12 protein-coding genes are annotated in these 14,099 nt (G+C 32.5%); 11 read left to right on the forward strand and 1 reads right to left on the reverse strand.

The genetic code is table 11. From position 1 onward, the window contains the following. Positions 1–31: 31 nt before the first annotated feature. The 9 genes from N4A55_RS14760 (at position 32) to N4A55_RS14800 (ending at position 10,604) form a co-directional block, all read left to right on the forward strand. Positions 32–1,420: an ADP-ribosylglycohydrolase family protein gene (locus tag N4A55_RS14760; RefSeq protein ID WP_293757717.1), complete on the forward strand. Its 1,389-nt coding sequence runs from the start codon at positions 32–34 to the stop codon at positions 1,418–1,420. A gap of 117 nt (positions 1,421–1,537) precedes the next feature. Next, positions 1,538–2,704: a BMP family ABC transporter substrate-binding protein gene (locus tag N4A55_RS14765; protein ID WP_293757719.1), complete on the forward strand. Its 1,167-nt coding sequence runs from the start codon at positions 1,538–1,540 to the stop codon at positions 2,702–2,704. 83 nt (positions 2,705–2,787) lie between these two features. Beyond that, a complete protein-coding gene (locus tag N4A55_RS14770) occupies positions 2,788–4,341 on the forward strand; it encodes an ABC transporter ATP-binding protein (RefSeq protein ID WP_293757721.1) in 1,554 nt (517 codons plus the stop codon). Next, a complete protein-coding gene (locus N4A55_RS14775) occupies positions 4,334–5,398 on the forward strand; it encodes an ABC transporter permease (RefSeq protein WP_293757723.1) in 1,065 nt (354 codons plus the stop codon). The genes N4A55_RS14770 and N4A55_RS14775 overlap by 8 nt, the downstream gene beginning before the upstream one ends. A 1-nt stretch (position 5,399) precedes the next feature. Then, the gene (locus tag N4A55_RS14780) at positions 5,400–6,341 is read left to right on the forward strand and encodes an ABC transporter permease (RefSeq protein WP_293757725.1); all 942 of its coding nucleotides are present in this window, start codon (positions 5,400–5,402) and stop codon (positions 6,339–6,341) included. 198 nt (positions 6,342–6,539) lie between these two features. Further along, the gene (gene rihA, locus N4A55_RS14785) at positions 6,540–7,472 is read left to right on the forward strand and encodes a pyrimidine-specific ribonucleoside hydrolase RihA (protein WP_293757727.1); all 933 of its coding nucleotides are present in this window, start codon (positions 6,540–6,542) and stop codon (positions 7,470–7,472) included. Between the two features lie 12 nt (positions 7,473–7,484). Beyond that, positions 7,485–8,414 (forward strand): nucleoside hydrolase, encoded by a 930-nt coding sequence (locus N4A55_RS14790; RefSeq protein ID WP_293757729.1) that lies wholly within the window; start codon positions 7,485–7,487, stop codon positions 8,412–8,414. Positions 8,415–8,438: 24 nt separating this feature from the next. Then, the gene (gene rbsK / locus N4A55_RS14795; protein ID WP_293757731.1) at positions 8,439–9,335 is read left to right on the forward strand and encodes a ribokinase; all 897 of its coding nucleotides are present in this window, start codon (positions 8,439–8,441) and stop codon (positions 9,333–9,335) included. Positions 9,336–9,854: 519 nt separating this feature from the next. After that, the gene (locus N4A55_RS14800) at positions 9,855–10,604 is read left to right on the forward strand and encodes a nucleoside phosphorylase (protein WP_293757733.1); all 750 of its coding nucleotides are present in this window, start codon (positions 9,855–9,857) and stop codon (positions 10,602–10,604) included. A 210-nt stretch (positions 10,605–10,814) separates the two neighbouring features. Here N4A55_RS14800 and N4A55_RS14805 read toward each other — a convergent pair whose 3' ends face one another. Continuing rightward, a complete protein-coding gene (locus N4A55_RS14805) occupies positions 10,815–11,459 on the reverse strand; it encodes a class I SAM-dependent methyltransferase (protein WP_293757735.1) in 645 nt (214 codons plus the stop codon). A 303-nt stretch (positions 11,460–11,762) separates the two neighbouring features. Here N4A55_RS14805 and N4A55_RS14810 point away from each other — a divergent pair, with 303 nt between their 5' ends. Together N4A55_RS14810 and N4A55_RS14815 are read left to right on the forward strand one after the other, a co-directional pair. Further along, positions 11,763–12,854 carry a carbohydrate kinase gene (locus tag N4A55_RS14810; protein WP_293757737.1) on the forward strand — a complete coding sequence of 364 codons (1,092 nt, stop codon included), beginning with the start codon at positions 11,763–11,765 and terminating at the stop codon, positions 12,852–12,854. Continuing rightward, positions 12,848–13,762 (forward strand): pseudouridine-5'-phosphate glycosidase, encoded by a 915-nt coding sequence (locus N4A55_RS14815; RefSeq protein ID WP_293757739.1) that lies wholly within the window; start codon positions 12,848–12,850, stop codon positions 13,760–13,762. The genes N4A55_RS14810 and N4A55_RS14815 overlap by 7 nt, the downstream gene beginning before the upstream one ends. Positions 13,763–14,099 lie beyond the last annotated feature (337 nt).

Raw genomic sequence — 14,099 nt, forward strand, 5'->3', positions numbered from 1 at the left:
GGGCATATATTAACAGAAAGGAAAAGACACAATGAAAGCTTGGGAAATGGAACAACAGTTAATAGAATCAGCAATCCCAGTAGTCTTAAGTGAAGAAGAACAGCAGTGGGATGGAATGGCTAATATAGGTAAAGTTGATGATGATAAGATAAAACTTCTTTGGGGTAGTAATGTACCAGGATCAGGTGCTCCTGAAAGAGTCATCATTGCAGGTATACAAGCCATTGAAAACAGAGGATATATAGTAGAAGATTATGAAGAAATAATAAAAGAGGGTTTAGAAGCATTAAATAATAATGACATGGTAAAACTTCATACTCTTACTTCAAAATTATATCATCAAATGAATAAATGTATAGAAGATGAAAAATCCTCTTATTGGAAATATAAAATATACAAAAATTGGAAACAATATGAAGAGGATGTTGCTTTTGTAAAGGATTCCTATGATGTAAATTCTAATGATTTTGAAGAAAAAATTCTTATTGGATGGAAATCACAATTAGTTGGTGGTGCTTTAGGTACTGCTATTGAAGGTTATACAACTGATAACCTAAGAAAAGTATTTGGTGAAATTAGAGATTATGTTAGAAAACCAAATACATTAAATGATGATATCACTTTTGAATTGGCTTTTCTTAAAGCTTTTATGAAAAAAGGAGGTGATGTAGATTCAGTAGACATAGCTCATGAATGGATAGGTCTTATTCCTGCTGGATGGTCAGCAGAAGAAGTGGCTCTAAGAAATATTCGTTATGGGATTTATCCACCAGAAAGTGGTACATTCTGTAATCCTTATTGTGAATGGATTGGAGCTCAGATGAGAGGTGCTATATGTGGTATGGTTGCACCTGGAAATCCAAAAGAAGCCGCAAGACTTGCATGGATTGATGGACAAGTTTCTCATTACAACAATGGAATTATTGGTGAAATATTCAATGCTATGTTAGTTTCACTATCGTTCACAAGAAAAGATGTAAGATTGTTATTAAAAGAAGTAATCAATATGATTCCAAGTAAAAGTGAGTATTATTCAGTTGTTAAATATGCTCTTGATCAATGTGAAAAATCAACTGACTGGGAGCAAGTATGGAGACTATGTGAGGAAAAATTTGTAAAATATAATTGGATCCATGCTTATCCTAATGCAGCAGCAGAAGTCGTTGCACTATGGTTTGGCAATGGCGATTATGACGAAACCCTTCATATTATTGCAATGGAAGGTGTAGATGTAGATTGTAATGCAGCTCAAATTATGACAGCTATAGGAATTATTGTTGGTAAAAATAAAATTGCCGATAAGTGGACTGAACCATTTAACAATAATATCGAAACATACGTAAGAAGTATGGAAAATATCCATATTAATGAACTGACAAAATGGACAGTAGAAAGTTGTAGAAATGCTTTGAAAGCCTAAGTAAAATTTAAAATAATATCTTAGGTTGAAATTAATATTTTCATGGTGTATAATAATAACTTGTAAATTGCCAAAAGTATGGCAATTTACAACAAAAAAATAAAGGGGGAATAAATGATGAAAAAATCATTAATTCTAATATTAGCACTAGTAATGACTGTATCCATGCTTTTAGCTGGCTGCGGTGAAAAGAAAGACGATACTAAGACTCCAGATACTGGAGATACTACAAACACTGAAGACAACAAAACAGATGATAAAGATGATGTAAAAACAGATGACCTATTAAAAGTAGTATTATTAATCAATGGTAATCTTGGAGACAAATCATTTTTTGATTCAGCTAAAGCAGGTATGGACCTTATTCAAGAAAAATATGGTGATAAGGTAGAAACTGAAACTATTGAAATGACTTATGATGAGACAAAATGGGAACCAGCATTATTAGATGTATCTGATAAAGATTACGATATAATCATTGTGGGAACATACCAAATGTCTGAATATCTACAAGATATCGCTGTTGATCACAAAGATAAAAAATACATTATCTTTGATTCAACTGTTAATTACAAAGAATATGACTTAGATAACGTATATTCTATCGGTTACAAGCAAAATGAAGGTTCATTCTTAGCAGGTGTTCTTGCTTCAAGAATAACTACTTCTGATATGGAAGGTATTAACGCAGACAAGAAAATCGGTTTCATCGGTGGTATGGAAAACAATGTAATCAATGACTTCTTAGTTGGATATATCCAAGGAGCTCTATATGCAGACCCAGATACCAAAGTAGCAAGTTCTTATATTGGAGACTTCTCTGATGTTGCAAAAGCTAAAGAAATGAGTCTTGCTCAATTCAAACAAGGTGGAGTAGATATTGGATTCAACGTTGCTGGACAAGCTGGTCTTGGACAAATTGACGCTGCATTAGAAGCTGGTAAATATGTTATTGGTGTAGACTCAGACCAAGCTGCATTATTTGCAGATGAAAAAGAAAAATCTGAATTAATATTAACATCAGTATTAAAGAGAGTTGACCAATCATTACTTCGTGCAATAGATATGCATATGGAAGGAACTTTACCATATGGTTCAGCAGAAAGTCTTGGATTCAAAGAAAAAGCTATTGATATAGTTGATACTAATACAAATGTTTCAGCTGAGATCATGAAAGAATTAGCTGAAATCGAGGAAAAAATCGTTAATGGAGAAATAGAAGTAAAAACTGCATTTAAGATGACACAAGATGAACTTACTGAATATATAAATTCTGTTAAATAATAGTTTTGTAGTATAATTTAGAGGGTGCATTTATTGTTTTCAATGAATGTACCTTCTTAATAATAATCTAATGGAGTGATAATATGCAAAACGAACTACTTAAAATGGAGAAAATAACTAAAGTTTATCCAAGTGGTATAGTAGCTAACGATGGAGTTGATTTCTCTATAAGAGAAGGAGAGATTCACGCTATTTGTGGAGAAAATGGTGCTGGAAAGTCAACTTTGATGAAAATCTTATTTGGACTTCATACTCCAGAGGAAGGAAAAATCACCTTACGAGGAGAGAAAATTCACATAACATCACCTACAGTTGCCATAGAGTATGGTATCGGTATGGTGCATCAGCACTTTATGTTAGTTCCTTCTTTAACAGTTGCAGAAAACATGGTTTTAGGTGTAGAGCCTAAAAAAGGTTTGTTTGTTGATATGGATAAAGCAATAAGGACCACTGAAGAGTTATCAAACAAGTATAATCTACATGTTGATCCAAGAGCAAAAGTTGAAGATATACCAGTTGGAATTAAACAGAAAGTTGAAATACTTAAAGCTCTACTAAGAGGGGCTAAGATATTAATATTAGATGAGCCCACAGCAGTACTTACTCCTCAGGAGACCAAAGAACTATTTAATCAGCTGAAATTATTAAAAGAAAAAGGACATACAATAATATTTATCTCACACAAATTAAATGAGGTAAAAGAGTTATGTGACCGAATTACAGTTATGAGAAATGGTAAGAGTATGGGTGTCCATAATACTAGTGATGTAACAGAAGAAGATATCTCAAGGTTAATGGTAGGAAGAGATGTAGTTCTTAGAGTAGAAAAAGAAAAAGCTTCACCAAAAGAATCAATACTTAATATAAAAGATCTAGTATATGTCAATGAGCTAGGTAAAAAAGCTCTTAATGGTATTTCATTCAGTGTTAGAAAAGGTGAAATACTAGGTGTTGCTGGTGTAGAAGGTAATGGACAAAGAGAGTTGGTAGAGTCTATAACAGGATTGGATAGTCCAACATCAGGAAGCATAAAGATAGTTGATAATGAGGTTATTGGTAAAACAATAAAACAAATAAGAAGACTTGGTACATCACATATTCCAGAAGATAGAATGACCTATGGTGTTGCAGGTGATGTAAGTATTGAACAGAATATAATCTCTGATAAGTATGATACCAGTGAATATAACGGTAAAGTATTATTGAAAACAAAAACTATCAAAGAAAGAGCAATTGAACTTATAAAAGAATATAGAGTAAAATGTAATTCTGCCAATCAAAAGGTCAGAATGCTTTCTGGTGGTAATATACAAAAAGTAGTTGTTGCAAGAGAATTTTCAGGAGGACCAAAACTTCTCATAGCTAACCAGCCAACAAGAGGTATTGATGTTGGAGCAACAGAATTTATCAGAAAAAGATTAGTTGAACTTAGGGATGAAGGAACAGCAGTATTACTGATTTCAGCTGATTTGAATGAAGTAATGGAACTTAGTGACAGCTTGATTGTAATGTATGGTGGAGAAATCGTAGCTTATTTTGAAGATACTAGTACATTAACTGAAGAAGAATTAGGTCTATATATGTTAGGAGTTAAAAAACAAACACCAGAAGAGATTGGGGGAGTTATTAATGCGTAAAAATCTAAAATTTGAAGTTGTTCGTACTAGTTTGGCAATATTGATTGCACTAGCGGTTGCATTGATAATTATCTTTTTAACAAGTAATGAACCAGGGGTAGCCCTAAAAGAGTTTGTTATAGGACCAATTGATAGTCTTAGACACTTTGGTAATGTTATTGAACTTGCAATCCCTCTAATGTTTACAGGACTTGCAGTAAGTATTATGTTCAAAGCTCAACAATTTAACCTTGGTGCAGAAGGTGGCTTCTTCATTGGTGGTGTTGCAGCAATGGTGGTTGCAATAAAAGTATCATTGCCTGTAGTAGCGCATCCATTGGTAGCTATACTTTTTGGAGGTATTCTTGGAGCGATTGTTGTTAGTATACCTGCATTTATGAAAGTAAGATGGAATGCTACAGAGTTGGTATCATCATTAATGTTGAACTATATTGCATTATTTATAGGTGCATATCTATTGAATTACCACTTTAGAGATCCTAACTCAGGAGCAATTGCATCTGAAAAAATTCCTAAGTCAGCTAAACTAATGGTTATTTTATCTGGAACTAGAATTCATGCAGGTTTGATAATTGTTGCTGTTATGGTTGTTCTTTGTTACTATTTCCTATATAGAACTAAATGGGGATACGAAATAAGGATAACTGGTGAAAACAAAAGATTTGCTGAGTACTCAGGAATCAATACAGCAAAAGTTATAATACTTTCTCAAGTATTAGGTGGATTCATTGCTGGTATGGGAGGTTCTATTGAAGTGCTTGGATTATATAGGAGATTTACATGGCAGACATTGCCTGGTTATGGATGGGATGGTATCATAGTTGCTATTCTAGCAAGAAATAATCCTTTATATGTTCCTATCGGTGCCATTTTCTTAGCTTATCTTAGAATTGGTGCAGACTTGATGTCTCGAGGTTCAGACGTCCAAAGTGAAGTTGTTGCCATAATTCAAGGTGTAATAATTGTGTTTATAGTTGCTGAAAGCTTTTTATCAAAATATAAACATAAATTAGTATACAAAGAAGCTAAAAAATTAAGCGTGAAGGGGGTAAAATAATATGGCTGAGTTATTTAATATTATTTTTACTACTGGATTTGGATATTCTGTATTACGGGTAACGACTCCTATACTATTTGCTGCTCTTGGTGCGCTTATATCAGATAGAGCTGGCGTAATCAATATTGCACTTGAAGGTATTATGTTAACTTCAGCTTTAGCAGGTGTTATTATAAGTGCTACAACACAAAGTGCTTGGATCGGATTATTAGGTGCAGTTCTTGTAGGTGCTTTGGTAGGTTTACTATTAGCTTACTTTTCACTTAACCTCAAGACTGATATAATCCTATCAGGCATTGCACTAAACCTTATGGCAGCTGGAGGGACGGTATTTGTTTTATTTTTAGTTGTTAATAATAAAGGTATTTCTTCAGATTTAAAGAGTAAAGTAATACCTAATATTGATATACCATTGATAGATAAGATTCCAATTATAGGACCTATTTTCTCAGGTCATAACGCTTTAACTTATATTTCAATATTATCAGTAATATTTATATATTATTTATTATATAAAACTCCTCTGGGACTTAAGATAAGAGCTGTTGGAGAGAATCCTAATGCGGCTGATTCAGTAGGTATTAGTGTAAGAAAGATAAAATATATTGCTCTTATTTTAAGTGGAGTCTTTGCAGGATTTGGTGGAGCTTATATGTCTATGGGATATTTATCATATTTTACAAGAAATATGACAGCTGGTAGAGGATTCATCGCCTTGGCAGCAGAAGCAATGGGTGGAGCTACACCTATTGGAACATTCCTTACATCATTATTCTTTGGATTTGCAGATGCATTAGCTAACAATCTACAAACTCTAAGAGTGCCACCACAATTTATATATATGATTCCATACATTGCAACACTAATCGGATTAGTAATATATGCATCAAGAAAACAATCTCAGATTAAAAGGATTAAGAAACAGAAGATAAAACAATTATAGAATTAATGAATAAAGCCATTAATATTATTATTGATTGGAGATAATAAAATCTTGTTCAATAATAATATATAGGCTTTATTTTGTATAAAGATGATAATTATAAGCAAAAAGATTAATGTTTTTACGAAAATACTTCAACATAGTCTTTTTGCTTGTTTAGATATATTAAAATTTACTATATGCGTAGGAGGATGAATTATGGCTAAACCAGTAATTATTGATTGTGATCCTGGACATGATGATGCGATTGCTTTATTACTTGCTCTTGGAAGTGAAAAACTTGATGTAAAAGGTATCACAACTGTTGCAGGAAATCAGACAGGAGATAAAACAATTAATAATGCATTAAGAGTATTAAGTTATTTGGATATACACAAAGAAGTTGCAAAAGGAGCAACTAAACCTCTTATAAGAGAATTGATAACAGCAGCAGAAGTTCATGGCGAAAGTGGTCTGGAAGGACCAGAATTACCTGAGCCATCATTTGAAAAAAGTGATAAATCCGCTATTGAATTGATGTTTAAAATAATAAATGAATCCAAGGAAAAAGTAACCCTCATACCAACAGGTCCTTTAACTAATATAGCCAATTTGCTTTTAGCTTATCCTAGTGTTAAAGACAACATAGAAGAAATTGTATTAATGGGTGGAGCATGTTTTGGCGGTAATTGGACTCCAGCTGCTGAGTTTAACATACTTGTTGACCCAGAAGCTGCTGATATAGTTTATCGTTCAGGCTTACCAGTTACTATGTGTGGACTTGATGTAACTCATAAGGCTCAAGTTTTTGGGGATGAGGCAGAACGTATTAGAAGTATTGGAAACAAAGCCAGTAAATTAGTAGCTGAACTCCTTGATTATTTTGGGATATTTCATATGAACCCTAATTTTGGTTTTGATGGTCCACCATTACATGATGTTTGTGCTGTAGCATATGTCATAGACCCAAGCATATTCATTACTAAAAAACACAATGTTGAGATAGATATATCAGGAGAACTAACTGTTGGAGCAACGGTTGTTGATTATTATGATACTAGTGGAAAAGAAAAAAATGTCAACGTTGTTTTTGATTTGGACAGAGAAAGATTTATAGACATGTTATATGATAATCTAAAGAAATATAATTAGGGAGGTAGAATAATGACAAAAATACCTATTATAATAGATACAGATCCAGGTACAGACGATACAACCGCCATACTAATGTGTTTGGCATGTGAAAAATTTGATACTAGAGCTATTACAAGTGTAGGAGGAAATGTAGGGATAGAAAAGACTTCCAATAATGCTCGTAAGATAGTAGAGCTTTCAGGAAAAGATATAAAAGTTGCAATAGGAGTCAAGAATCCTATTGTGAGAAAAATAGTTAATGCAGAATTCGTCCACGGTATTTCTGGTTTAGGCAATATTACATTACCAGAACCGGTAATGCCTTATTATGAAAAAGATGCTATAGATACTATATATGAAGAAGCATTAGCAGCAGATGGCAGACTCAAGATTTTAGCTCTTGGACCTTTAACTAACATAGCAGTAGCATTGTTGAAATATCCACAATTAAAGAAAATGATTGATAGTATTGTTTTCATGGGTGGAGCAGTCAATCTAGGTAATGTTACTCCAGCTGCTGAATTCAATATTTATGCTGATCCAGAAGCAGCAAAAATAGTATTTGATTCAGGCATAGATTTAGTGATGGTTGGATTAGACGTTACTCATGAAACTATTGTTACAAAAGAACAAAATAAAAGAATACACCAGTATAATAACAAGGTAGCTAAAGTAGTAGCAAAATTAATAGATTATACAATAGATAGAGAAAGTCCTTATAACCCTCATGGTGGAGTTATGCATGACCCATTAGCGGCAGCAACACTTATTGATAGTTCTGTACTAGAAACAGAAGATTATTATGTTGATGTGGAACTAAAAAGTGATATCACTAGAGGAAAAACTGTTGCAGATGTTTTTAGAGTTACAAATAACAAACCTAACATTCATGTTGGTGTAAAATCAGATAATGAGAAGTTCTTGGAGATACTTGAATCTATGATAAGCAAGTATGAATAGTACTGAATAAGGAGGTTTAAATATATGAAAATTGTTGTTGTAGGTAGTACTAATATGGATTACGTATTAAAAACCAATGAATTACCTAAGTTGGGGGAAACATTATCGGCTATGTCTTTTAATACTGTATTCGGCGGTAAAGGTGCTAATCAAGCTGTAGCAGCAGCAAGACTTGGTGCAGAAGTTACGATGATTGCAGCTGTTGGTGATGATAGTATTGGTGAACAGCTTAAAGATAATCTTGCAAAAGAAAGTATAAATGTTGAAGGTGTAAATGTAGTAGAGGGACCAAGTGGTGTAGCAATGATTACAGTTGCGGATAATGGTGATAACACTATTGTTGTTTATCCAGGAGCCAATGGGAAGATTGATGAGAAATGGCTGGAGGCTAATGAAGCATTGTTAATGTCAGCGGACTGTATACTTGTTCAATTGGAGATACCTATTAATGTAGTTATGAAGGCGGTTAAAATAGCTAGTGATAATAACGTGAAAGTCATATTTAATCCAGCACCAGCAAAAGAGTTTCCTAATGATATTTTTAAGTATGTAGATATAATTACACCTAATGAGACAGAGTTGAAGAAGATATCAGGAAAAGAGGATATTAAGGAAGGTGCTATGGAATTAATTGAAAGAGGTGCTAATAGTGTAGTTGTGACACTTGGTAAACAAGGAAGTATGTATATTGATAAGGATAATACAATTAGTGCAGGTTCATTTAATGTAAAGTCTATTGATAGTACTGCGGCGGGAGATGCTTTTAATGCAGCATTAGCAATTAAGCTCATTGAATCAGATGATATAGAGGACGGGTTGAAATATTCAAATGCTGTGGGAGCTTTGGTTACGACAAAACTAGGGGCACAGACTTCTTTGCCGTTTAAGAATGAAGTAGAAGCATTTATGAAAAATAAATAGAAACTTAGAACTTATTATTATTTATTTGCAAAATAGGTTAATAGTAATTATAGTGCAAGACGGTCGTAGATGGGGGGATGGGTGCAATAAAGTAGTTCAGATTAAAGGAGCCTAAGAAAAGCTAAGGTTCCTTTAAAAGTCACATCTTTATTGCACCCATCCCCCCATCTACTGGGCTCGTTCTTTGAAGCTTGAGGCTAGATTAATCAAGTGAGATGGTAATAGGAAATATAACAAAAGGTACTTTTGTAAATATAACCGAGAAGCCTAGTAAATGCCATATCTTTAATCTTTCAACGGGGATAAGAATGTAAGGTGTTCTAGGTGTTACGTCAAGTGAACCATGGACGGTGAACGCCTTTCCTTTAATCAGGACGATTTGCTCCTAGTCCTCTTTTTGTTTTGTCCGAAATTATATTATTATGGGTAGCAGAATAAAAAAAGTAAAAATATGTTAAAAACTTCTTCGACTAGTGTTATAATAAAACTAATTAATATTTTTTACAAAGGAGGAGTTATATGAAACAACCACATATACTATGTAGTGACAATGACATTGAAAAAATGGTTATATTGCCTGGAGATCCAGAACGTGTACTACGAGTGGCCGGCTTTTTAGATACTTGGGAAGAAGTTGCTTATAATCGTGAGTTTAGAACTATCAAAGGGACATATAAGGAAATGCCAATCACAGTAACATCAACTGGTATAGGTGGTGCTTCAGCAACTATTGCCATTGAAGAACTAATAGCTTGTGGTGCAAAGTACTTTATTCGCATAGGCAGTGCAGGTGCTTGTAATAACCAAATTGATATTGGAGATTTGATAATGCCTACTGGTGTAGTAAGAGAAGAAGGAGCTTCGAGAATGTACGTAAGTGAGAACTATCCTGCCGTAGCAAGCTTCAATCTTCTAAGAGTCATAAGTGATACAAGCATAAAATTAGGTTACAAAACATTTATGGGTATTACAAGAAGTCATGACTCTTTTTATATTGATAATGAACGTGAAATAATGAAACATTGGAATTCCAAGAACGTCCTAGGCTCAGATATGGAGACCTCCGCTATCTATACGGTAGGTTCTCTTAGACAAGTACACGTAGCAAGTATCCTTAACAACGTTGTAAGATATGAAGCAGATGTAAAAGATGCTATCAACGATTATGTAGACGATGAAACAAAAGCCACCGAAGGCGAAAAAAAAGAAATAATCCTAGCCCTTGAATCATTCTTCAACTTACACGGGGAGCTAATTAATAATCAATAAAGACCAAATCAGTATTTTTAAGAAACTACAAGTAAACTAAAATAAATTACTTAACTAGAATAACCAATCATCTCATAATAACGTAGCCATCAGAGAAGAGGTTATAGGGTTCGTTTTACGCAGACCGTTCCTTTGGAGTAAGGCAAGTAAAACGAACCCTATAACCTCAATCAATTATTCCCGTTCACAACCTAAAAACTAACTATCTCCCTACATTTCTTTCCTACCCAAATAATAAAACCCCTTTGAAGTATTACCATTCATAGTAGTATAAGACATTTCTTCAAACTCAATCTTATCAAAACAACTAAGTAACTCCTTAATCCATTCCACTGTATGATGTCTCATAATAGCACCCTCAGGTAATTCAAACACACCATATTTATTAAACTTGTTATGAAAAACATTATACCTCTTAACATTTCTTTCATCTGAATTAATCAAGAAATCATTTATATAAATGACACCCTTAGGTTTTAAAATCCTTCTAATCTCAGATATCAATGCTCTCTGGTCATCATCACTGATAATACTAGTTAGAACAGCAAGTATAATAACAGCATCAAAAGAGTTATCTTCATATTCTAAAGTCTTACTATCAGTGCATTTTAGATTAAGATGAGGGTATTGAAGTTTTCCTCTGTCAATCATATTCTTAGAGAAATCAATTCCATATAAATTGTTATATCCCTTTTCGTATAATTGGTCTAAAGTCCTTCCATAACCACAGCCTATATCTAAAATTGTATCATTTTTAGATATATACCTAGAAAAAACATTAAATTGAAATGGAGTAGTAAAGTTCTTACTATCTGCCATCTTATTCCAATAAGATTTTTGATAATTATAGTCCATTTGGTTAATCTCCTTTTTCTTTTGGGTATTTTAACATATATATGTATTATTTGAAAGTATAAAAATTATATCCTATCAAATATGAAATTAATAAATAAATGATGGGTATTTTGGAGATTTATTTGTAGTGTAAATTATAAAATAAAAGCGAATTAACAAAATACTTATTAAAATAAATATAAAATAATATATATTAAAACTAATGAAAAATACTAAATAAAATATTGGGAAAATGGTGATAAAATGCTAATATATATTTAATAAGCAAAAGCTTATAATATAAGCACATATTAAGGAGAGGTTATGACTAGTCGTGAAAAGGAAATATTAGAATTAATTAAAAAAAACCCACTTATTTCACAAAAAGCGATAGGCGAAAAACTTAATATTACTCGTTCGTCAGTTGGCGTTCATATTACTAATCTAATAAAAAAAGGATATATCAAAGGGAGAGGGTATGTCATGAATAAGTCCGATTATGTAACAGTAATTGGAGCAGCTAATATTGATATTCATGGATTTACAGAAGAAAAACTTATTGAGAGAGATTCTAACCCTGGACTTATCAAAATATGTCTTGGTGGAGTAGGTAGAAATATTTCTGAAAATTTAGCTAGATTAGGAATTGATACAAAGCTTATTTCAGTAACAGGAGGTGATATCAATAGTAAAAGGCTTATTGATGAATGTAATCAAATAGGTATTGATATGGAACATTCTCTAATATTACCAGATCAGAATGCATCAATTTATTTAGCAATAATGGATGAAAAAGGTGATATGTCAATAGCTTTATCAGACATGAGTATTGTTGATAGAATGACACCAGAATTCATAAAAAGTAAATATCACATAATCAAGAATTCTGAAGTTATAGTTGTTGATACCTGTTTGTCAAGACAAGTCATAGAATACATTTTAACTAATTTTAAAGATAAAAAAATATTGCTAGACCCTGTATCAATAATAAAAGCAAGAAGAGTAAAAGATATAATTGGTGGTTTTCATACAATAAAACTGAATAAACACGAAGCGGAGTTTCTTTCTGGTATTAAGATAGAAGATGCATTTGGAATTAAGAAGGCAGTTAATTATTTTATTGATAAAGGTGTTAAGAGAGTATTTATAACTTTGGGTGACAAGGGAGTATATTACGGAGAGGGTAACTATACTAATACTTATAAACCACCAAAAATAAAAGTAGTCAATACTACAGGAGCGGGGGATGCATTCATGGCGGGAATTGTATATGGAATTCTATATGAAAAGGATATTGATGAGATAGCAAAATTCTCTACAGCAGCTGCAATAGTAGCTGTAAAACATCCCGAAACGGTTAATCCTAATATGAGTATAGAAAGTATTAATAAAATAATGGAGGAGATAGAATGTTAGATTATATGGATATCAAGCCAGAAGTTAAAAGAGCGTTAGAGGAAAATAAACCTGTTGTAGCACTTGAATCGACTATAATATCTCATGGAATGTCATATCCAGAAAACATAGAGAGTGCTAAGACATGTGAGAGTAAAATCAGAAAAGAAGGTGGAGTACCTGCTACTATAGCTATTATTGGTGGTAGAATGAAAGTGGGATTAACTGATGAAGAACTTGTTTACTTTGGGGAAACCAAAGGGATAAGAAAAGCAAGCAGAAGAGATGTTCCTATGTTGATAGCCAGTAAACTTGATGGAGCAACAACAGTTGCAACTACTATGCTTATCGCTAATTTGGCAGGAATCAAGGTGTTTGCAACAGGAGGTATAGGAGGAGTTCATAGAAATGCCCAACAGACATTCGATATATCTGCTGATTTGATGGAGCTGGCTAATACTAATGTAGCTGTTGTAAGTGCAGGGGTAAAATCTATATTAGATATTGGTCTAACATTGGAATACTTAGAGACTCAAGGAGTGCCTGTTATTGGCTATAGAACTAATGATTTTCCTGCTTTTTATACTAGAAAAAGTGGGTATAGTGTAGATTATAATGCAGATTCTACAAAAATAATCGCTAAAGCAATTAAGGCAAAAGAAGATTTAAATATAAAAGGTGGTATGGTTATAGGTAATCCAATACCTGAAGAATATGAGATGGATTATGATTTCATAAATGATGCCATTGACATAGCTGTACAAGATGCAGAGAAAAAAGGGATTAAGGGTAAGAATATCACACCTTTCATTTTATCTGAAATACATCATATAACAGAAGGGAAGAGTTTATATTCTAATAAAAAATTAGTATATAATAATGCAAGAGTTGCTGCTAAGATAGCTAAGGAGTTATGTGCATTATATTAATATAAAATAAGAAAAATATAATATATGAATTTATATGATAGACGCCTACATAAAAGTAATCTCAGTTTATGTAGGCGTTTATTATTTTTCATTGAAATTATGTATGGATGTATATTAGATGAACATATAACATTGGTTTGAAATGTGTAGCTTTATATATTTATTGAATATTGAAACTGCTGTATTGTTGATTATATATAGGGTAACAAACTTAGTGCTCTGAAAAATAATAAATTAAATATAAATTTTCATTGACAAATATATAAGATATAAATATAATATAATATATATTAGATAATTATGTAATATAACTTTGGTTAAATAATCATTTGAAAGA

This window comes from Vallitalea sp. (assembly GCF_025211055.1).
GTDB lineage: Bacteria > Bacillota > Clostridia > Lachnospirales > Vallitaleaceae > Vallitalea.